Source organism: Nostoc sp. DedQUE12b (assembly GCF_034530835.1).
Taxonomy (GTDB): Bacteria; Cyanobacteriota; Cyanobacteriia; order Cyanobacteriales; family Nostocaceae; genus Nostoc.
On sequence record NZ_JAVRCI010000060.1, the window covers coordinates 1 to 20,904 of the forward strand.

A 20,904-nucleotide genomic window follows, 5' to 3' on the forward strand; every position below is an offset into this window, starting at 1 on the left:
AGCAGACCTAGCTCGTGCATTGCGTAGAGAATGCGACGATGCACAGGTTTTAGACCATCCCTGGCATCTGGCAGCGCCCGACCCACTATCACGCTCATGGCGTATTCCAGATAAGACTGCGACATTTCGTTTCGCAAGTCTGTCGGGATAATCCTCTCCTGTGAGGTTGTCATAACCTAAAAATCTCCAAAAATCGTAGATTTTAGCTTTTTTACTCAACAAAGCGCAAAATTATTCTAAATTGCTCTTGAATAATTGCTATAATTTGGTACAATTCTATCATATATTGCTTTTTTCTGCCTGGGCAGCTAACTCAGGCAATTGTTCGATCCGTAGTTTCTCTCTGGGATTTGAGTTGAGATGCGATCAGAGGAACTTTAGGGGCAAGAAAAAATCCGATCAAACTGGCAAAAAGGATTGGCGTAAAGGGACTCAAGTTAGTCAGTTTTGACAGTAGTAAAGTCGTACTTATAGGTGTGCGGGTTACAGCTGCGTTGACAGCCGCCATTGTACAAATCATGGCAAGGGCAGGATTAAGTCCTGGAATTAAAATTGCTACTGCTTTACCGATGCAAGCACCAGTGAAAAATAGGGGAATGATGAATCCACCGCGCCACCCACCTGTTACCGTAATGCTAATGGCAGCTATTTTGCCAAGAGCTAGAGTTAAGAGAAAAACAGCACCAAAGTTAGCAGTCAGAACTGAATCTAACTCTTCATGTCCAAAATAACGCGTGAGGGGTAATAAAACTGCTAAAGTGCCAAGTCCCAATCCTGCTAGTGTTGTGCGTACATAAATTGGGCCAGGAATCTGGCCAAAGGCGCGATCGCAACTGCGAAAAATGCCCATAAAAATCCATCCTGCCACCGCCCCGATAATTCCAAACATGATCGCGATCGCAAAATCATCAATCCTTTCTAAGTGATACTGAGGAAAATGCCAAGTGGGCGCAATACCCAAACGAGTAATTGTTGCAAACACCAGATAGCTAGCGCAACTTGAAACAATAGCTGGCATTAAGGCTTCGTAATATTCCACAATATGCTCGTGGTGCAAAATCTCCAAAGCGAACATTGCACCGCCAAGAGGTGCGCCAAATAAGGCAGTGAAGCCAGCCGCCATTGCTGCTAAACTCATGGTTCTGAGGTCTTCACCTTGGAGTTTTAAGCGATCGGCAATCCAAGTACCAAAAGAACCTGTTACCTGTACCAGTGGCGCTTCTGGGCCAGCACTACCGCCTGCCGAGATGCTGACTAAAGAAGCAAGAATCATTGAAGGATTTTTGCGAACATCTAGGCGTCCGCCACGAAAATGAATATTATCAACAATCACGGCGATTTCACCGGGATTTCCCAAAAAATGAATCACCAGACCGATAAGTAAACCGCTAAGTGGCATCACTATCAGCAGGCTAAAACCCTCAAATCGCTGGAGTCTGTGAGTAAAAAACTCTAGAACATTCCAGTACAAGGCTGCGAATAGACCACCAGCAGTCCCCACAACTACCCAGCGGATCACCCACTGCGAAATCATTAGGGGATTACGCTTTACCAGTCCAAAAAGTTGAGCAAATGTCCAGCGTTGAGTTTGATTGCTAGCGGGGGGCTTGTTTGGTAACACTGCTTATTTCCTATTTGTGAAATGGAGAGTACTGAATATTTACGCTTTTTATGGTAGGGCTATTTAGTTTAGTAAATCATTTTTGGTCTACAAAGAGCCATGTCTCCCAATACGGTTCGGTTAAAGGGAAAAGGGGAAAGGGGAAAGGTTTTGAATACATCCTTTACCCTTTACCCGCAAACCCATTCCCCAGACCACAAGGAAAGTGAAAAATGCTTATCCGAACCGTATTGCCATGTCTCCGACGGGCTATAAAAAAAAGGCGTACATCTGTACGCCCCTAAAATATTTATTTATCTGCGTAGGTGTAGCCCGCACTTCGGCTGCGCTCAATGACCACCGTAGGCATCGCACTCTCTTTAACGAGAGTAAGGATTATTGAAGGTTTCCCAAGCAGCTTTTACAGCCTTTTGCAGGCGAAAGTTAAAGTCTACTAAGTCTTTCATCAATAAGTGCCAGTTTCTCTCGGCTTCATCCTGAATTACCGCCCAAGAGTTTTCTAAGCGATCGCGTTCTATCAGTTTCCTTCCTTCAATTAATTCCCGTGCTTGACGCACAACTTTCAAATAGGTTTCACGGGTGAGAGTGCCTGCTGAATCAGCCTCAGCTTGAGCGCGTCTTTTTAGCGCCTCAATTAACGCTTTAGTTTCGCGCTTCACCTCATCAGTTTCACCAGCCATTTCGGTTTCCACTAATTTGTCGGTTTCAGCACTTATTTTTACAATTACTATGGATTCAGTAGATTCGATATTGTTAGAATTCATACTTAAAACATCCTTAATTGCAAAGTTTATTCTTCAATAAGAATTGCACCCTGTCTTAATAGTCATTCGTCATTTATTTATTTTACAAAGGACAAAGGACTAATGACAAATTAATAAGTTTTTATTGGCAGTTGTTGCTCTAATTTTAGTAATGCTGCAACTCGCATTTCTGTCGCCGGGTGACTGGAGAATAAGTTACCCAGAAACTGCCCAGAGATGGAATTGATAATTAATAACGGCTCATAAGCTGGATTAGTATTTAAAGGCATTTGCTTTGCTGAAGCTTCTAAGCGTTGCAATGCTCTAGCTAAGGCGCGGGGATTACCAGTTAATCTAGCAGAACCTGCATCAGCGGAAAATTCTCGTGTGCGCGAAATTGCTAGCTGAATAATTGTCGCAGCCAGTGGGGCAAGCATGACTGTTAATAAAACTCCTATTGGATTTCCACCTCTGTTGTCATCTCGCGAACCACCGCCAAACCATAGACTGTAACTAACCATTTGGGCTAGGAATGAGATCGCACCAGCCACAGTAGCAGCAACGGCTTGTGTCAAGGTGTCACGATTAATAATATGGGTTAGCTCGTGGGCGATAACACCTTCAAGTTCATCATCTGGCAATATATTTAGAATACCTTCGGTGACAGCCACAGCAGCGTGTTCTGGATCGCGTCCTGTAGCGAAAGCGTTAGCACCAAGGCTAGGAACGATATAAACTTTAGGCATGGGAATGTTAGCGCGATCGCTCAATCTCTGCACCATCCGATAAAGTCCTGGTGCTTCCCTTTCATTCACAGGTTGCGCTTGGTATACTGCTAGGGCAATTTTATCTGATTGATACCAGGAAAACAGGTTAGTTACTGCTGCCAAGCCAATCCCGATAATCAAGCCACTAGAACCACCAATTACCCAGTAACTAATTGCAATCAAAAGACCACTTAGTGCAGCTAGCAAAGCAGCCGTTTTTAATTGATTTGTCATGTTTTTACTCTCCTGCTAATGCTGTGTAAATTTTTCAGGAAACAGCATTACCTCAGCTACATTTTGATTTTACCCAGCTAAACATTAGATATATGGTACAGAAAACCTATCAGATAAGTACGGTTTTCCTACTTAAGTTTTAGTAATACTAATTTAGTTTATAAAATTAACTCTTACAAATAATAAAGATGCATCTACCTATAGGAAGAAATTGTGGATATAGGCATGAATTACAAGTGTGATGCTTAGATTGAGCTATGCCTAATTATTAGTTAATATTCATTTACTTATAAAGGTTCTGAGTCTATTCCTTGTGCTTGATATATTTGTTGGGAAAATACTTGAAAATCTAATTTGCACGCCTTTAAAGCTTCAGTAGCTTGTGAATATTTTGGGGTACTAAACAAATCGCGATCGCGAATTTTTGGCAACTAAGAACGCAGTTTAGTTAGTTTCACCTCATTAAACTATAGGTTCTCAAAAATTATAAAACTGATATAGTAATACTATTTGTTTGCAAAAATTTTTGCAGCAAATAAATCGGCTGTAGGGGCGTACATTTCTATCACTATTGTAGTAAAAACAGGCAAAATGGAACTACAAAATAAATATGTCCAAAAAATTCCTCAGACTGTTTGGATTTTAGGGTCTGTCAGTCTGTTGACAGATATTAGTTCCGAGATGATTAATTCTCTGTTGCCCTTGTTTCTAGTGTCAGTTTTAGGGGCGGATATTTTGACTGTCGGCATCATTGAAGGTATTGCAGAGGCAACAGCTTCAATCTTAAAAGTCTTTTCAGGAGTATTGAGTGATTACTGGGGACATCGTAAAGGATTAGCGGTGTTTGGATACGGATTATCAACCTTTGTGAAACCTCTATTTGCTGTAGCTACCAATCCGACTGGGGTGTTAATAGCTCGATTTGGCGATCGCATTGGCAAAGGTATTCGGGTAGCACCCCGCGATGCCTTAGTTGCCGATTCCACTAATCCAGAAGTACGCGGTGCAGCCTACGGATTGCGTCAATCCCTCGATACTATTGGAGCATTTTTGGGGCCTTTGGCAGCATTTGCCCTGATGGCTGCTTCCGAAAACAACTTCCGCCTGATTTTTTGGCTAGCACTCATCCCTGGATTCTTCGCAGTGGCTTTATTAGCAGTGGGAGTGCGCGAACCAAAAACAACTCAAACTCAAGGAAACCGAAGCAATCCTCTGCAATGGGAAGATTTATACAGTTTGGGTTCAGGATACTGGGTAATTGTAGTAGTGGCATTGCTATTCAATTTAGGCAACTCCAGCAATGCTTTTTTGTTGCTGCGAGCTGAACAAACAGGTATTTCTGCTTCACTCATCCCATTGACATTAATGGTGGTGAACATCGCCTACTCGTTCAGCGCCTACCCATTGGGAATACTTTCTGATCGCGTAGGAAAATTTGGTTTACTAGTAGGCGGATTTATCCTATATGCTCTAGTGTATCTAGGCTTTGCTTTCGTGCAGACACCTTGGCAAGTCTGGGGATTGTTTGCTCTTTATGGTCTGCATTTAGGTATGAGCAAAGGATTACTATTAGCGCTAGTGGCAAATAGTATACCAGCAAATCTGCGCGGCACTGCTTTTGGATTCTTTAATTTGGCTGTGGGATTAGCGCTTTTACCTGCTAGTTTGCTAGCTGGGGGATTGTGGCAAACATTGGGAGCAGAGGCAACATTTCTAACTGGAAGTTTGTTTGCGATCGCTGCTGTCTTATTGTTGGTAATTAATAGGAAAAAATATTCACAAATATAGGGCAATACAGTTTAGTTAAGCATTTTTTCTTCTCTCTGCGGTAGCCTATTTGCGTAGCGTCTTTGTTCGTGCAGCATCCCGCAGAGAAGGAGAAGGGTAGGAATCAATACTTCTCAGTTAAGGGGAAAAGGGAAAGAAAAAACCTTTAACCCTTACCCTTTACCCTTTACCCCAAACCCGATTCCGAGTTAAAAATGCACAAAGCGAGAAGTATTGGGGTAGGAATAAGAGTTTCTTGGTGAGCCTAATGCCTAGAAACCGTGGCTATGCCGATAGAAAAGTTGCCCAAGAGAGCTTAGGCGCTAAAAGTCTTATCAAGCAATATAACCCTTCTAATCCAGTAAATGATAATCCTTCAACAACAGTACATCTTTTAGTTAAGAAGCTAAATAAATTTATTCGATAATGCTTATCTTTGAGATAACATCAATTACTTTTATACCATCTACTGCTTATTTTTATTTACTAAATCATCGCTTCCAATTCTTTCAAAGCTTGAAAACTTCCTACTTGCCAACTATGTTCCACAGCAGCAGGAATAATTTTAGTAATAGCTATATCCTCAAAATTAGGACTAGTATTAGATTTTATGTATTTCCCATCTCTCAGCAAATAAATAGAAAGACTCCCATTATCGTAAACCCATAATTCTGGGACTCCAATAGCTTCATAAGCATCAAGAGTAGTTTTCGATGTGACATCAGTCTCAATCGCTAAATCTGGCGGCGGATTATCAGGTTGCAAGCGGCGATGACCAATCATTTGTTGATAATTCTGAATATAAAAGCAAGCATCAGGTTCAACTCCTGCTACACCTTGCCATTTAAAGGTGGTGGAACCAAAAGGTTGGTATCTGATATTTTTAGCCTTTAGCAATATTTTGACAATATCAGAAATTAAATCTTTGGGAATTTCATGTTCTGGTAAAGGAGCCATAAGTTCTAAAGTACCCTGGCTGTAGGCAATTCGTGTAGTTCTTTTTTGTCCCAATTCTTCTAAAATAGATTCAAATTCTTCCCAGTTAACATCAGGAATAGTCACCGCGCTACCAGGTGCTAACTGCATCCGGCTAACAGCTTTGAAAACGGGGATAGCAGCAGTCATAACTAAAATATCAATAAGCTGAATCTCAATAATTATCTATCAGGTTGCGGTGGATATACAGCCCACCGTAACCTTTAGACTAATAGATTGAGTTTAACAAAAGCGATCGCTCTACACCGTAAACTTCTCTGCAATCCGCTTCATCGCTTCTTCCACATTCTCCCGGCTGTTAAACGCCGAAATGCGGAAGTAACCTTCACCCGCAGCACCAAAGCCAGAACCGGGTGTTCCTACAACGTTGACAGTTTGCAGCAACTTATCAAAAAACTCCCAACTCGATAAACCATTAGGAGTTTTCACCCAAACGTAAGGTGCATTCACGCCACCATAAACTGATAATCCGGCGGCTGTGAGTTTCTCACGGATAATTTTGGCGTTTTCTAGATAAAAATTCACCAATCCCTTAATTTGTGTCTGTCCTTCTTCAGAGTAAACCGCTTCGGCTCCCCGTTGGACAATGTAAGAAACGCCATTAAATTTGGTGGACTGGCGGCGATTCCAGAGTTTCCATAGTTCGACATCGGAACCATCGGCAGCTTTTGCTGTGAGTGTCTTCGGTACAACGGTTAACGCGCAACGAGTTCCTGTAAAACCTGCATTTTTGGAGAAAGACCGAAATTCGATCGCAACATCTCTTGCACCTTCAATTTCATAAATTGAATGAGGAAGCGATGGATCGGTAATATAAGCTTCGTAGGCTGCATCAAAGAAAATAATCGAGTTATTAGCTTTGGCATAGTCTACCCATGCTTTGAGATATTCCTTGGTTGCAGTTGCGCCAGTGGGGTTATTGGGAAAGCAGAGATAAATTAAATCTACTTTCTTTGAGGGAATCTCGGCGGTGAAGTTGTTATCAGCTGTAATTGGCAGATAAACTAAACCCTCAAATTCGCCTTTATCGTTGGCATCCCCAGTATTTCCCACCATAACATTAGTGTCTACATATACGGGATAAACGGGGTCAGTAACGGCTATAGTGTTGTCATGACCAAAGATTTCCAGAATATTGCCGGTGTCGCACTTGGAACCGTCGGAGATAAAGATTTCCGAAGCATCTATATCAGCTCCCCGTGCTTGGAAATCTTGAGTAGCAATTTTTTCGCGTAACCAAGCGTAGCCTTGCTCTGGGCCGTAGCCTTTGAAGGTATTGCGATCGCCCATTTCTTCCACAGCTTTAATCATCGCTGTGCGGCAAGCCTCCGGTAGAGGTTCGGTAACATCACCAATGCCCAGCCGAATGATTTTAGCATCAGGATTGGCTTCTGCAAAGGCATTCACCCGCCGAGCAATTTCTGGAAACAGATAACCCGCTTTCAGTTTTAGGTAGTTGTCGTTAATAGTTGCCATTATGTAGATTATGAAAAACGCCCTCAAATAGCTTACTGCTAATTTATGAGGGCGGGGAGTGGAGAGCAGGGGAGCAGAGGGAGCAGGGGGAGAAAAATTACATAGCCAGTTCCAATGACTAATGACAAATTCCCAATTAGATATTTACTGGCTGTTTATTATCGGCTGATGCGTAATAAATGTTGCGATCGCTAATTACGAACTCCGTGAGCGATTCTTTCCCTGTAATTAATCTTGCTCCGCGATTACGGGTGAAATAGCTCCATGCCCACTGAATCATTACTACTAATTTGTTGTTAAATTCAATTAAGAAGTAGATGTGAATAAATAGCCAAAACAGCCATGCAACGAAACCTTTCAGCTTGGTAAAGCCCAAATCGACTACAGCAGAATTATGCCCAATCATTGCCAAACTACCATAATCGGTATAAGCAAAGGGTGGCAAACTTTTACCTGCAAGCCGCTGTTGAACTAATGTTGCTACATATTCACCTTCTTGCTTCGCTACAGGTGCAACACCAGGTAGCGGTTTACCATTTTGATGAGAAAAATTTGCTAAGTCGCCAACTACAAAAATATTGGGATGTCCCTTAATACTCAAGTCAGGTTCAACGATAATCCGTCCAGCGCGATCGCACTCAGCACCTGTGCGTTCTGCTAACACTTTTCCCATTGCGGAAGCTTTTACACCTGCTGCCCATAATACCGTTTTGGAGGCAATTTCTTTGACTTCATCACCTTGTTTGAGGGTAACAGTATCATTTTCAATATTTGTTACCAATGTTTTTGTCTGCACAACCACACCCAAGCGCGTCAAGGATGCTTCCGCTTCTTGTGATAACTCTGGTGCAAAGGGTGGCAGAATCCGATCTAAACCTTCTAATAGCAAAATCTTGGCTTCTGAGGTGTCGATGTTGCGGAAATCTTCTTTGAGGGTTTGATTTGCTAATTCTGCGATCGCACCAGCTAACTCTACACCAGTTGGGCCGCCACCCACAATTACAAAAGTTAACCAAGCACGGCGTTTTTCTGGATCGGTTTCTTTTTCTGCGGCTTCAAAGGCCGAAAAAATCCGGCTACGCATTTCTATCGCATCTTCTACAGTTTTCAAGCCTGGGGCGAATTCTTCCCAGTTATCTTTGCCAAAGTAGGAATGCTTCGCACCTGTGGCGACAATTAACGTATCGTAAGGTACTGCTTCGTCACCCACAATCACTTTTTGCGCTTCTGGATCAATATTATTCACCTCTCCCAGCAGCACTTTCGTATTCTTGCTCTTGCTGAGGACAGAACGCAACGGTGAGGAGATATCAGCAGGAGATAGCGCACCTGTGGCGACTTGATATAAAAGGGGTTGAAATAGATGAAAGTTACGTTTATCAATCAGAGTAACGTTTACTGCCGCTTTGGCAAGTGTTTTTGCTGCATAAAGTCCACCAAAACCACCGCCAACGATTACTACTTTATGGGGTGGATTTTTGTCAAGTGAATTTACCATAAGAAATATTATCGTGTATGCCGACTATTGTAACTATTCTTAACAGATTTGTATCAAAATTGTCATCATATATTTTGTATTGCTCTTTACATTTGAAAAAGTATTAAAGTAATCGAGACTACAGGATAAACAAAATTGTTTAAGAGAAAGGTACAGACAATAAGAGTTTGAAATCTTTCAATTTTTGTTTATCTATGTAGATTTATCAGAGGTAGATGTAGAATTTATGCAAGTTTAGTCAGAACTAGTTGACTCTGGTGTTTGTGTCAAACGTGGTGAATGAGTTCGCCGCCAACGGTTAAAGCCATAGATAAGAGCAGCAAAAATTAACAAATAGGGACTGTAAACAATTAACCAAATACCCAGTTTGAGTAAGCCAACGGAAAATGCACTCAAAGAGTGGGTGGAGTTGTTCCAAGTTTCCTTAACTTGCAAACCCAAGGCAGGTTGGGGACTGGTGCTAGAAACTGCTGCTTCTAGGTTCAGCGTAATAGTGGAATATGCAACTTGATTTTGTAAGCTTTTTAGTTGGGCATCAATTTGTTCTATGGTTTGTCGAACATTACTCAGTTCTTGGGCAACACTAAGCACATCTCTGACAGAACCAGCCCGATCCATAATTTTTTGCAAATTTGCTTCAGTTTTTTGCAAATTAGTTAATCTGGCTTGGAAATCGACCAGGCGATCGCCTACATCTTCGGCAGTGATATTACGACTATTAACAGTGCCTAATTTAGCTAGTTGTTCTAGGGTAGGTTCTAGCCGATTCTCTGGTATCCGCAATTGGATTGTTGCTGTGTAGCGCGGGTTGTCGTTTTTGGGTTGTTGTTGTTTCAACCCGATTAAATCCCCTTGCTGTTGATTGATGATTTGCGAAACAGCATCGACAGTTTGATCTACAGAGGCGACAGTCAAAGAGATTGCTGCCTTTTTGATAAGTTGGGGACGAGAACGTGCTATTGGTGCAGCTTCAGCCTTTTGGGAAATACTGTTTTCACGGGCAGTTAATTGATTTACCGCGCCATCGCCTGCCATTGGAGCTGCCATTTGAGGTAAAGCCTGATTTGTTGATCGATCCGAAGAGGCGCAACTGGTGAAAATCATCCCTCCTAATAACGCACTTATAAATAAAGCAGACGTGCGCGGTAATTTCGTCGCAATATACATAATCTACCCCTAGATGGATGAAGTTAACCCCAGTATTACTGAATGAAAACTCGAAGCCTGTATTGTTGCGATTTATGTAACAGGGTTTGTCATTAGTCATTTGTCATTAGGCATTGGGACTGGCTATGTAATTTTTCTCCCCTGCCCCCCTGCTCCCCTGCCCCCCTGCTCCCCTACTTCCCCTGCTCCCTTACTCCCTCCTCTCCTCACTCCAAAGAGATAAATTGAATGATTGATAATTCATCTGTGTTACTCAATTTGAGGTACAATCGTAAGCCTGCGAATTAATGACGATGCTTGCTGACAGGAGATGCTTCTATGGCCCGGATGTATTATGACGAAGATGCCAATTTAGACCTTTTGGCTGGAAAAACTATTGCTATCATCGGCTATGGTTCTCAAGGTCATGCCCACGCTCTCAATCTCAAAGATAGTGGTTTGAATGTGATTGTGGGACTATATCCGGGTAGTAAGTCAGTTGCAAAAGCTGAAGCAGCTGGGTTAACTGTGAAAAATGTTGCAGATGCTGCTAATGCTGCTGACTTCATCATGATTTTGTTACCTGATGAAGTTCAAAAAACGATTTATAAAAACGAGATTGAACCCAATCTAGAAGAAGGGAATGTGTTAGCTTTTGCCCACGGCTTCAATATTCACTTTGGGCAAGTTGTACCACCGGCTAACGTCGATGTGGTGATGGTAGCACCCAAAGGGCCGGGGCATTTGGTACGGCGGACTTATGAAGGTGGTGAAGGCGTACCAGCGCTGTTTGCAGTTTATCAAGATGCCAGTGGTCAGGCACGCGATCGCGCCATGTCTTATGCTAAAGGTATTGGTGGTACTCGCGCCGGTGTTCTCGAAACTACTTTCCGTGAAGAAACCGAAACCGATTTATTTGGCGAACAAGCGGTATTGTGCGGTGGTTTGAGTGCTTTAATCAAAGCCGGATTTGAAACTTTGGTAGAAGCTGGTTATCAACCAGAATTGGCTTATTTTGAATGTCTGCATGAAGTCAAGTTGATTGTAGACTTGGTTGTGGAAGGTGGTTTAGCCAAAATGCGCGACAGCATTTCTAACACAGCTGAATATGGCGATTATACGCGTGGCCCGCGGATTGTTACTGAACAAACCAAAGCTGAAATGCAGAAGATTCTCAGCGAAATTCAATCTGGGCAATTTGCACGAGAATTCGTTCTCGAAAACCAATCTGGTAAACCAGGATTTACTGCCATGCGTCGTAAAGAATCTGAACACAAAATTGAGGAAGTTGGTAAAGATTTACGTGCTATGTTTAGCTGGTTGAAAAAGGCTTAAACAAAACAAGGATATGAATGTAGAGACGTTGCAATGTAACGTCTCTAGAATGATTTTGAAATTACGCAAAATTATTTTTCATACCCCTATAGATATTATTTAGAATGCATAGATAGATGCATTCTAAATAACATCATTTGCTTTAGATTTTAAGATAATCTGCAATGTACTCTCCGTAGCGATCGCGCAAAATTTGTTCCCGGAATTTAAATCCTAATATTTTCCCTCGACAAGATAGAGATCCGCACAAGCACCGGAAGGTAGCAATTGGTTCATATTCGGTGGTTTCGTAGTCCCAGACAATTTCCTCACCTGCTTCTATATCGCTCAAAGCAACGAAGTCATATCCCCCAAACTGATTGTTCCTTACCCCAGTATTTGGATCGCAAGAATGGTTGGTGACAATAGCAGGCTCATCTAAGTTGATATGCAAATTAAAATCCATCTGAACAGAATAAATTGTTCGTTCGGGAACTGCTTCAATTAAAATACCCACTACGACGGTTTCCCCTTTTGCAAATTTTTTTGTAGCAAACACTCCTCGTCCTTTTGCTGTTTGCTGAATCGTGACATGAGAATTTAGCTTTGCATCTGAAATCGACTCTGCTGTATTCATAGATAAAAACTCACTTATGTTTAAATTTCTTGCGGCTTCCAAGTTTAAAACTTGGACTAATTAGATTTCACTTTCTAGCTAACAGTCCGTTAAGCTAATCTTGATTCATTTTTCTAGAATGATTCGCTTGTAGTAAGCGGCTCCAGCCCTACTTTTATGCAACTTAAATGCCGATTAACTTAACTGTTCTGTACCTCAAATTTTGCTTCTGGCTCAATCTTTTGAGGGCTTTGACTTAGAACCAGAGCAAGTAAGACAAGAATCGCGCCAATTAGACCGCGTATTCCCAAATGTTCTCCAAGTAGCGAAAACGAGAAAATTGTGGCGAACAATGGCTCAAGTGTATAAAGTAAGGCAGCTTCGTCAGATGAAACCCATTGCTGTGCCAATGTTTGAAACCAGATTACAGCAGCCGTCGACACCAGCCCTAAGTAGAGAATCACTACCCAGTGCTGGCGAATTACCTCAAATTGGTTAAGGATTTGCGTGTTATTCCAGAGTACCCCTAGCACCGCAACGAACATAAGTTGAACACTGGTGAGTGGTAAGGTGGGGTGACGGGGTGCAACTCGCTCTAGGAAAATTAGGTAGGCTGCATAGATAAAAGTATCAATAAACATCAACAGATCGCCAATTCGTAGTTCTCCCCCTTCCCAAAACATGATACCAATACCAATCACAGCTACTCCAGCGGTTAGGAAAGTTCTCAACAGTACGCGCTTACCACTCAGCCATCCCAGCAGAGGGACAATGAGTGCGCTCAAACTGACAATGAATGCCGCCCGGTTTGCTGGTATGGTCTTGAGTGCAATTGTTTCTATAGCTAACAAAAAGAAAAGCAAAAGCCCTAGTACTGTACCATGACGAAATAAAATTGCGTTAATATTACGTAAATTTAGGGCAAAAACTGCTGCGGCTATGACAAAGCGGCTAGCAATCAATGCACTTGGTGAAAGGCTACTAACTATGTCTTTAGTCAATGGAAAAGTTGTAGCACCGCTTAGATTCACAAAAATAAGCAGCATTATTCCTTTGAAACGCAAGGTATTTTCAGGTGGCATCAAACTAATTGATTGAATAATGTTTCTTTACATCCATAGAGAATGCGATGCATAAATAATTTTGCTTTTGTTCCGTCCCGTTACTAACTTCAGAATCGAGGCTTTTTAGTTGGCTAAGTACTACTAATCCAATTTTCATAATTTCATATCTTTTTCCGCATGCAATTAAAAGGTAAAGGAAGTTTGCATTAATCTAATCTAAACTGTATCATTGGTTGTGTTATATACAGTATTTGTAATTATCAAAAATCTGCAATCAATAAAAATTCTATCATTAAGTGGTTACCGATCAGATAATTGCAAACGTAAGGAAGTATCTCGTTTGCAGGGTTCCATAAAATCATTGTTTATCACTTTGGGAGGCATTCCCAAGAAAAAACTTACTAAATTGATTGCCTAATTTGCCCAAACCTGATATTACCGTATCTGCATGAGAACTTGAGAGCGATTGGCATCACTAAATTTCTGTGATGATTAATAGTCTCTGCTAATTAGTTGTAGTTGAAGCAGGTAAAATAACCCTCACTGCAAGCTAGGAGGGGACTATAATGTACCTTGTATGATTAGGAAAAGCTATAATATCATGATTTTTTTAGTTGAATTATATTTTTTCAGTATCATTATTAATAGATGACTTAATAATTATATACTCGATCAAACTCATAGGAAATATGATTCCTGGCTTCTTAGTAGGAGGATTTAGTGTGTTGAATATTCTGTCCCAGAACCCCTGAATGCCATAGTTTCCATTAAAGCAAGTGTGATGAAGATCGTGGAAATCTGATGGAATGAAAAATATTGACAAAGAACTATGACCTTCTAAGTTGTAAGCATTGCCTATAATGCTCCATGCACACAATTGAGTGATGTCATATCCAAATATAAAAATAGGTAAAACATCAGCGATCGCAACAATAATATATTCAACCAAACTCTTGTGTCCAGCAACAAAACTTGATGAGTCACGAAACTCATGATGTTTAAGATGGATTTTCTGCAAGAATCTTGTGTGCAAAAGGCGATGAGCAACATAAAAACAAAAATCAGCAGCAACTATTCTCATCAAAAACCATCCAAGGTTTAGAAGTAAGCTATTTCCTCTATGAACCTCTGGAGCTAGATATAGAATTATTAATGCTGATAGAAAAGCTTTAATTTCTCCTGTAATGATGCCTTTGACAGTAAAGCAAGGAAATACTTGATTTTTGACTTTCTTAACCCTTACCGTCAGCTTATCTCTTAAAACATCGTTACTTTTTATTCCTTTTTCAATGAAAATGCCAATACTATAAAATGAGATAGAACTAAGGAGCCAGTACAACAGTACCTGCGTTATCAAGTCGATCTTAATATTGTTTAACAGCAAATAAAATACTTGCTGAACAATCGTACAACTAATAGCGATCTTTAGATAAAATTCTATCTCAAAACAGAAATTCAAAAATTTTGGCATCTCTGTAAACTTATAGTATCTGACTCAGGCATATTATGTTAATATTTGATATCTTGGACAATCCGAAAACCAGCGTGCTGATAAAAATTTGGACGGAACCAGTTGCGGTAATATTTTAAAGCTTCTGTACCATTAGTTATCCAACACCCTCCTAACATCATTTGATGTTGATCATCAAAAAATATGGCAGAATTATCCTCATAAAGAAAATGAGGTTGATATCCTGGAAGAGGGTTTAAGTTATTACTTAGCCATTCCCAAACATTGCCACGTAAATCATACAATCCCGAAGAAGTTTTGGCTGTTTTTAACATTCCAACAGGACTAGGAGAACCAAATTTTAAATTGAGATTATAATTTTCTACGTCATCTAATAAACTATTACCATAAGTTGCTAAATGGTACTCTGGTTCGCTCATTAAGCGAGTATCTTGACCTTGCCAACGACAATAAGCCATTGTTTCATAATGATTGACTTCCACAGGCCAATCTAGGGGTAAGTCAATTTCATCAAACATAGCTCGATATTTGTAGCTACCATTTTCATGTAACCAAAATTTGGGACATTGAATATTGTATCGATTTTTCCAATTCCAGGATTCTTCATCCCAATAGTCTTGATTTTCGTAACCACCAGCTTTTACAAAATAAATAAAATCTGCATTGGTAATCAAATATTTGCTGGCGAAAAAGGGTGCAACTTCAACAGTGCGATCGCCATAATCAATATCCCATCCATAAGTGGAGTCATCTAAGGCTTTACCGAGTTTTACTACTCCACCAGCAACTTCTATCATTTCGTTCTCAGGAGTGTAACCATTCAAAGGGGCATATTGCCAATTTTGGGGACGTTTCACTCTCTCAATTGGTAGTTGGCGAATTAACATTGAAGAAGTTTCAATGTGAATACGTTGATGTTCAATCCCCATCATTAAAGCCCAAAGAGGATGACTGGGATGAATTGGCAGAGTAATTGGGGTTGTCTTAATTAGCTCGGAAATTACGGAATATGCTTGTTTTCGATACTCCCAAGTTTGTGCAACTTGCGGCCATTCCAGATGAGCGATCGCTTCATTTAATTCCTCTGGTATTTCTGGATCGACTCCAATCTCAAACAAAATTTCATACTCTGGATTGAGGCGTTTTTCTAATAATCCTACCTGAATTAATTTATTGATGTAGAAAATAGCCGAATGTCCCAGATAAAAAATTAGAGGGTTTCTCAAAGGGTCAGGATTGAGATAAAATGTATCTTCCCCAACTAGACTTTTCAATAATATATCTTCCAGTTGCCAAGCATTCTCAAAGTAATCGAGGATAACTTGGTTATTACAACTATCAAGTTTTGGAGGTTTAGCAGATTGCAGACTATTCATGATTAAATTACTATTAGAGAACAATGAAAAAAATTAATTATCTCGAAATCTGATTTGATTCTTGAATTTACTTACATGGGTAAGGAACACGGGAAAAAAATAGATATGTACTGACTTTTTTGAAAAAATAAAGATGAATCCTATAAAATGTGTTAAACACAATAGGATTGAAGAAATATCAAATAAGATTATTAAATATGACAGGTTTATTATTTAATAGCAATACTTATTGTTCAATAATTAGTTTTTCAAATAAGACTAAAAGTTTATCGACTTAGTGTAGTAATACCGTAGATTTGACTAACTTAATTCTAGTTGAATAGTTAAACTATTAGCCAAGATATTAGCCAAGAAATAATTCAGTGGTAATAAACATAACAAGATTATTAAATGACTACAACTTTGCAAGAAACATCTCCAATAATCATTGCACACCGAGGCGCTAGCGGCTATCGTCTAGAACATACTTTAGCTGCTTATGAATTGGCGATCGCACTTGGGGCTGATTATATTGAACTTGATTTAGTTTCTACCAAAGATGGTATTTTAATTGCTCGTCACGAAAATGAGATTTCTGAAACCACTGACGTTGCAACCCATGCAGAATTTGCTCATCTTCAAACCACTAAAATAATTGATGGCGAATTAAAAACTGGCTGGTTTACTGAAGACTTTACCCTAACAGAACTGAAAACACTACGAGCTAAAGAGCGAATTCCCCAAGTGCGTAGGCATAGCCCGCCGCAGGCATCGCAAAATACCACTTATGATGGACTTTTAGAAATTCCCACGCTGCAAGAAATCATCAATTTAGTCAAGGTTAAAAGTGGCGAAATTAATCGGGCGATTGGCATTTACCCAGAAACTAAGCACCCAACTTATTTTCAATCTATTGGGTTAGGCCTAGAAGCACCCCTACTTGCAACTTTAACAGCCAACGGTTATCAGGGAGCTAATGCACCTGTTTTTATTCAGTCTTTTGAAGTGGGTAATTTACAAGATTTATCCACAAAGACTGATTTACCTTTAGTGCAATTGCTGAATAACAGTGGTAAACCTTATGATTTTGTCGTTAGTGGCTGCAAACGCACCTATACAGATTTAGTCACAGCATCGAGTTTAAAAGAAATTGCCAAATATGCACAAGCAATTGGGATTCATAAAAATTTACTGGTTCCTAGAGACAACAATGGTAAATTGCGATCGCCTACATCCTTAGTCATAGATGCTCATGCAGCTGGTTTGCTGGTTCATGTCTGGACTTTCCGCAATGAAGACTGTTTTTTACCACTGGACTTTCAAGGAAATCCCCAAGGAGAATATGAACTATTTTTCAGCTTAGGTGTTGATGGTGTATTTACTGACTACCCAGATACGGCAGCTTGCCACTCTACTCTTCAGTGGTAATTTGGTAGGGTAATACAAAATCACAGAAAAGTAACATGGTTTTACTTAAGTGGAAATCCTGTATAGCAGCAATTACCTTCACCGCAACCAGTCTTGCTGTATCTAAGTCGGCATTGGCGGTATCTTTATACTCAGTCACTGACTTAGGCGCTCTTACAGGAGAAGCCTACAGTTACGCTACAGATATTAATGACTCAGGTGAGGTAGCCATTAATACTTTGAGTAGATCTTTTTTTTACAGTAATGGTTCGCTCAAAACAATTAGTTCGTTGCCTGGTGATAATCAACTTGCAGTGACTAGTATCAATAACTTGGGGCAAGTAGTTGGTAATTCGGCTAATATTAATAACTTTACTGGAAATAACCCTTTCCTGTACAGCAATGGTCTCACCCAACGCCTCCCAATTCAAAATGCTATTCCTTATGCAATTAATGATCGCACCCAAGTAGTAGGGGGAGCAAGCGGACTTGGACCTTTTTTGTACAGCAATGGTGTAGCAACCAGTATAGGAACTCCTAGTGCAGTTGCTTACGGTTTAAATAACTTGGGACAAGCTGTAGGCATTCTCAATTCAAACACAGCTTTTCTCTACGAAAACGGCCAAACTACTAATTTGGGAACTTTGCCAGGTGACAGATACAGCGTAGCAAACGATGTTAATGACTCAGGACAAGTAGTTGGTAGTTCGGGACTCACTAGCGTAAATGATAGTCGTGCTTTTGTGTACAGTTCTAGCACAGGACTCCAAAACCTTGGTAGGTTACGTCCTACAGATCTGTTTAGTATTGGTTCGGGGATCAATAATTTGGGTCAAGTAGTCGGGCTTTCTGGCACTACCAATGATTTTTTTGCCGCAGATGGCAACGGTTTGCGGGCTTTTCTTTATAGTGATAACACTCTGTACGACTTAAATAACCTGCTTGCTCCTGGTTACAACCCTGGGTTTATTTTAACAGCAGCATCAGCCATTAATAATAATGGGCAAATTGTCGGTCGTGGTGCAGTTAATGGTGAATTACGCGCCTTCCTGTTGACGCCAATCTCATCTGTCTCTGTAACAGAACCAACTTCAGGTTTTCCTATTTTGTCGTTCGGTGCTAGTGTAATTTTATTTGCTGCATTTAAGCGCAAACCTCACTCTAAAAGTGCAGCCATAGAACAAAGAAGTTAATGCAATAACTTCAGGCAGACAAAATGATTACTTGGGAATATGCATTTATAAAAATGCTCGTGAAAATCTTTGAAGATGTGTTTCTAAGCGTGGCTTAGAGACACATCTGTACTTTAGGCAAGGGATAACATCACTGAAATTGTTCTTGATTTTCACAAACTAGTCATCACCTGAGCTAATTGATTAGATAAATCAATTGCAGACTCCTGGTATTTTTTAAATAAAACTCCAGCTAAAAAATAATAATCGCCAGAATAAAATGCCATCTGATTTTTTTGGAGTTTCTCGATGTGATTCTTTACCTTGGGGTCAGAGCTATAGTAGCCAAACTGTAAAGGTAAAACCATGAAGTTTTGAACATAATAACCATTTTCTTTTGCTAAATCCAACGTATTGATTGGATTAGAAAAGCTAGATATTAAAACCAATACATTTTCATAATCTAACGATAAAAGCTCGTTGGTAACTGTGGCTCCATCTACACCCCCAAATAAGAGAGGCATATAAATATCATTATCTGGTGCTGGGAGATAGGGTGGATTGGCTACAAGATATTCGGCATCGGGTTGAGAAGAATTAAACAAAGATGAATTATGGATGATGTATTTATTAGTAAGATTGTATTCATCAATGGTTGAATTTGCGACTTTCCATGCAGAAGTATTTAATTCAAATCCCTGGATAATTCCATCAAAATTGTTTCTCAATAAGGTATTAATTACAGGGCTGCCATCTCCTGAGCCAAACTCCACTATGGATTCGGAATTTTGACAATTTCTGATCACAAAGCTTTCTAAGCAGTTGGAGTAGAAATTAGATTCTTCAGGGCAAAAAAAGATATCTTTCATTTGATTGCACTTCCATGCGTAAGGTATAATCAATGTAATAGGAGGTTGTTTATTACCTTGTATTCAGGCAATAAAAAATTCTTCCTTTAGCAACCCTTTGCTAAAGAAATTTATTTGCAGGTGAATGAGCAATAAAATGACTTTGAAATGTCAAATTAAAAGACTTAGAATAACCTGCTATTTATAATTTTTGGGATTTCTCATACGAGAAAAGCGGTTCATTCTGCTTCGCGTATCGATCGCACAACTGCCGTCCCCGCGCGATCGCTCATACGTTTTTGCAGGTCGTATCCAAGCAGCAATTCCCATGCATCATTGGGATATCGTTCTGCTAATGACAAAGCCACATCATCTAACATCCAACGACCGTGGCGTTCATCTTCTCTGATGTGCAGTTCCCAATAACCCACCGCTACTTCTGAGAGTAAGAGTCGTTGCGCCGCCAGCAGATAATTTTTGTAAATCGCAGGGCCAGCCACTTCAAAATAGGTCAACCCACCGCTGTAACGCAAGAAATAGCGTTTGCGCTCAGTCACCAGAAAGTTATAATTTGTCGAAGCCAACACTTCCCAAGGTACTAAATCGAAATATGCCTCTGGTTCGGTGTTCATTCCAAATTCAGCCAGCATTTGGGCAAAAAATGTCGAGTGCTTGCGAGATAAACGACCATTGCCATATTCTTCTATTAGTACTCGTATCAGCGTACATTGCACTTCATTAGCAGCACCACCCAAAATGCGGGAAAGATGACTAGCTTCAACCAAGCCATCAAAAGAGCCGATCGCTAGCAAGTGACGATAGCCTGCTTCAGTCATTTCCTCACGAATGTAGCGGCTACTTTCCGACAAAGGCGGATTTAAATCAGCAGATGTGCGCTCAATTAAAGCTTGTTTTACATCTAATTGTTGCAGTGCAGCCACATCGAATTGTGCTAACTCCCACTGTTGCCAAGCAGCTTCAATTTGGTCGCGGCATGAGCGCAAATACAGCGATCGCTCATTGTTATAATGCCGCAAATCGTCGTACCAAAACAGCTTTAGCCGATTAATACGATAAAGTATCCGTTGGAGAAAACGGTGAGCTTGTTCATCAGAGCGATCGTTTGCATAAGCAGCGCCAATTGCCATAGAGAGTGACTGTTCAAACTCAGTGGCTATTAAAGGATTTGCATCCAGTTTATTGTCCAAATCCTCCATTGCTAGCAGTTCTATAAATTGCTCTTCAGCACGGTCGTATTTGGTAATTGTTCTTTCTTTAGTTTGCGTGCTATTTTTTGCAGCCTCAACCTTAGGAAATATAACTAAATTGCTTTGCATGGAATCTTCGGTAGCTTTAGAAAAATGAAAAGTTACTTTCACCTTTAATATCTAAGTTCCCACACCAGTAGC

Annotated in this window: 19 protein-coding genes; 5 read left to right on the plus strand and 14 right to left on the minus strand. The window is 40.3% G+C overall.

The features are described 5' to 3' along the window. The 4 genes from RMY16_RS24150 to RMY16_RS24165 all read right to left on the minus strand — a co-directional run. Positions 1–173, minus strand: a 173-nt coding sequence (locus RMY16_RS24150) for a DNA gyrase subunit A (protein ID WP_322738508.1), incomplete at its 3' end; no start/stop codon positions are given. Between the two features lie 140 nt (positions 174–313). Next, positions 314–1,621 (minus strand): chloride channel protein, encoded by a 1,308-nt coding sequence (locus tag RMY16_RS24155; RefSeq protein ID WP_322738480.1) that lies wholly within the window; start codon positions 1,619–1,621, stop codon positions 314–316. Between the two features lie 359 nt (positions 1,622–1,980). After that, positions 1,981–2,385: a hypothetical protein gene (locus tag RMY16_RS24160; RefSeq protein ID WP_322668679.1), complete on the minus strand. Its 405-nt coding sequence runs from the start codon at positions 2,383–2,385 to the stop codon at positions 1,981–1,983. Positions 2,386–2,495: 110 nt separating this feature from the next. After that, complete coding sequence (locus tag RMY16_RS24165) at positions 2,496–3,365, minus strand: zinc metalloprotease HtpX (protein ID WP_322738481.1); 870 nt, start codon at positions 3,363–3,365, stop codon at positions 2,496–2,498. 591 nt (positions 3,366–3,956) lie between these two features. On the opposite strand from RMY16_RS24165, the gene RMY16_RS24170 reads away from it, so the two are divergent. Both RMY16_RS24170 and RMY16_RS24175 read left to right on the plus strand, forming a co-directional pair. Beyond that, positions 3,957–5,153 carry an MFS transporter gene (locus RMY16_RS24170; protein ID WP_322738482.1) on the plus strand — a complete coding sequence of 399 codons (1,197 nt, stop codon included), beginning with the start codon at positions 3,957–3,959 and terminating at the stop codon, positions 5,151–5,153. Between the two features lie 247 nt (positions 5,154–5,400). Beyond that, positions 5,401–5,559, plus strand: a complete 159-nt coding sequence (locus RMY16_RS24175) for a hypothetical protein (protein ID WP_322738483.1) — start codon at positions 5,401–5,403, stop codon at positions 5,557–5,559. 59 nt (positions 5,560–5,618) lie between these two features. On the opposite strand, the gene RMY16_RS24180 is transcribed toward RMY16_RS24175, so the two are convergent. From RMY16_RS24180 to RMY16_RS24195, 4 genes are all read right to left on the minus strand, one after another. Beyond that, positions 5,619–6,257, minus strand: coding sequence for a Uma2 family endonuclease (locus tag RMY16_RS24180; RefSeq protein ID WP_322738484.1), 639 nt, complete (start codon positions 6,255–6,257; stop codon positions 5,619–5,621). Between the two features lie 111 nt (positions 6,258–6,368). Beyond that, positions 6,369–7,604: an LL-diaminopimelate aminotransferase gene (locus tag RMY16_RS24185; RefSeq protein ID WP_322738485.1), complete on the minus strand. Its 1,236-nt coding sequence runs from the start codon at positions 7,602–7,604 to the stop codon at positions 6,369–6,371. Between the two features lie 136 nt (positions 7,605–7,740). Beyond that, entirely contained in the window at positions 7,741–9,102 is a 1,362-nt protein-coding gene (locus RMY16_RS24190) for an NAD(P)/FAD-dependent oxidoreductase (RefSeq protein ID WP_322738486.1), read from the minus strand. Positions 9,103–9,336: 234 nt separating this feature from the next. Then, a complete protein-coding gene (locus RMY16_RS24195; RefSeq protein WP_322738487.1) occupies positions 9,337–10,269 on the minus strand; it encodes a DUF4349 domain-containing protein in 933 nt (310 codons plus the stop codon). Between the two features lie 318 nt (positions 10,270–10,587). On the opposite strand from RMY16_RS24195, the gene ilvC reads away from it, so the two are divergent. Then, positions 10,588–11,583: a ketol-acid reductoisomerase gene (gene ilvC / locus RMY16_RS24200; RefSeq protein WP_322697670.1), complete on the plus strand. Its 996-nt coding sequence runs from the start codon at positions 10,588–10,590 to the stop codon at positions 11,581–11,583. Positions 11,584–11,725: 142 nt separating this feature from the next. Here ilvC and RMY16_RS24205 read toward each other — a convergent pair whose 3' ends face one another. From RMY16_RS24205 to ovoA, 4 genes are all read right to left on the minus strand, one after another. Then, a complete protein-coding gene (locus RMY16_RS24205; RefSeq protein ID WP_322738488.1) occupies positions 11,726–12,199 on the minus strand; it encodes an SET domain-containing protein in 474 nt (157 codons plus the stop codon). Between the two features lie 179 nt (positions 12,200–12,378). Further along, the gene (locus RMY16_RS24210; protein ID WP_322668670.1) at positions 12,379–13,260 is read right to left on the minus strand and encodes a DMT family transporter; all 882 of its coding nucleotides are present in this window, start codon (positions 13,258–13,260) and stop codon (positions 12,379–12,381) included. 601 nt (positions 13,261–13,861) lie between these two features. After that, a complete protein-coding gene (locus tag RMY16_RS24215; protein WP_322738489.1) occupies positions 13,862–14,713 on the minus strand; it encodes a sterol desaturase family protein in 852 nt (283 codons plus the stop codon). 38 nt (positions 14,714–14,751) lie between these two features. Then, a complete protein-coding gene (gene ovoA, locus RMY16_RS24220; RefSeq protein WP_322738490.1) occupies positions 14,752–16,089 on the minus strand; it encodes a 5-histidylcysteine sulfoxide synthase in 1,338 nt (445 codons plus the stop codon). A 390-nt stretch (positions 16,090–16,479) separates the two neighbouring features. On the opposite strand from ovoA, the gene RMY16_RS24225 reads away from it, so the two are divergent. Next, positions 16,480–17,496 (plus strand): glycerophosphodiester phosphodiesterase, encoded by a 1,017-nt coding sequence (locus RMY16_RS24225; protein ID WP_322738491.1) that lies wholly within the window; start codon positions 16,480–16,482, stop codon positions 17,494–17,496. Positions 17,497–17,531: 35 nt separating this feature from the next. After that, the gene (locus RMY16_RS24230; RefSeq protein ID WP_322738492.1) at positions 17,532–18,668 is read left to right on the plus strand and encodes a DUF3466 family protein; all 1,137 of its coding nucleotides are present in this window, start codon (positions 17,532–17,534) and stop codon (positions 18,666–18,668) included. Positions 18,669–18,820: 152 nt separating this feature from the next. On the opposite strand, the gene RMY16_RS24235 is transcribed toward RMY16_RS24230, so the two are convergent. Continuing rightward, positions 18,821–19,516, minus strand: coding sequence for an SAM-dependent methyltransferase (locus RMY16_RS24235; RefSeq protein WP_322668665.1), 696 nt, complete (start codon positions 19,514–19,516; stop codon positions 18,821–18,823). A gap of 218 nt (positions 19,517–19,734) precedes the next feature. After that, positions 19,735–20,832 (minus strand): iron-containing redox enzyme family protein, encoded by a 1,098-nt coding sequence (locus RMY16_RS24240; protein ID WP_322738493.1) that lies wholly within the window; start codon positions 20,830–20,832, stop codon positions 19,735–19,737. Positions 20,833–20,904 lie beyond the last annotated feature (72 nt).

Bases quoted from the DNA above. Each gene is read 5' to 3' on its own strand.
- RMY16_RS24160 (WP_322668679.1), bottom strand. From the start codon at position 2,385: ATGAATTCTAACAATATCGAATCTACTGAATCCATAGTAATTGTAAAA.
- RMY16_RS24165 (WP_322738481.1), bottom strand. From the start codon at position 3,365: ATGACAAATCAATTAAAAACGGCTGCTTTGCTAGCTGCACTAAGTGGT.
- RMY16_RS24170 (WP_322738482.1), top strand. From the start codon at position 3,957: ATGGAACTACAAAATAAATATGTCCAAAAAATTCCTCAGACTGTTTGG.
- RMY16_RS24175 (WP_322738483.1), top strand. From the start codon at position 5,401: ATGCCTAGAAACCGTGGCTATGCCGATAGAAAAGTTGCCCAAGAGAGC.
- RMY16_RS24180 (WP_322738484.1), bottom strand. From the start codon at position 6,257: ATGACTGCTGCTATCCCCGTTTTCAAAGCTGTTAGCCGGATGCAGTTA.
- RMY16_RS24185 (WP_322738485.1), bottom strand. From the start codon at position 7,604: ATGGCAACTATTAACGACAACTACCTAAAACTGAAAGCGGGTTATCTG.
- RMY16_RS24190 (WP_322738486.1), bottom strand. From the start codon at position 9,102: ATGGTAAATTCACTTGACAAAAATCCACCCCATAAAGTAGTAATCGTT.
- RMY16_RS24195 (WP_322738487.1), bottom strand. From the start codon at position 10,269: ATGTATATTGCGACGAAATTACCGCGCACGTCTGCTTTATTTATAAGT.
- ilvC (WP_322697670.1), top strand. From the start codon at position 10,588: ATGGCCCGGATGTATTATGACGAAGATGCCAATTTAGACCTTTTGGCT.
- RMY16_RS24205 (WP_322738488.1), bottom strand. From the start codon at position 12,199: ATGAATACAGCAGAGTCGATTTCAGATGCAAAGCTAAATTCTCATGTC.
- RMY16_RS24210 (WP_322668670.1), bottom strand. From the start codon at position 13,260: ATGCCACCTGAAAATACCTTGCGTTTCAAAGGAATAATGCTGCTTATT.
- RMY16_RS24215 (WP_322738489.1), bottom strand. From the start codon at position 14,713: ATGCCAAAATTTTTGAATTTCTGTTTTGAGATAGAATTTTATCTAAAG.
- ovoA (WP_322738490.1), bottom strand. From the start codon at position 16,089: ATGAATAGTCTGCAATCTGCTAAACCTCCAAAACTTGATAGTTGTAAT.
- RMY16_RS24225 (WP_322738491.1), top strand. From the start codon at position 16,480: ATGACTACAACTTTGCAAGAAACATCTCCAATAATCATTGCACACCGA.
- RMY16_RS24230 (WP_322738492.1), top strand. From the start codon at position 17,532: ATGGTTTTACTTAAGTGGAAATCCTGTATAGCAGCAATTACCTTCACC.
- RMY16_RS24235 (WP_322668665.1), bottom strand. From the start codon at position 19,516: ATGAAAGATATCTTTTTTTGCCCTGAAGAATCTAATTTCTACTCCAAC.
- RMY16_RS24240 (WP_322738493.1), bottom strand. From the start codon at position 20,832: ATGCAAAGCAATTTAGTTATATTTCCTAAGGTTGAGGCTGCAAAAAAT.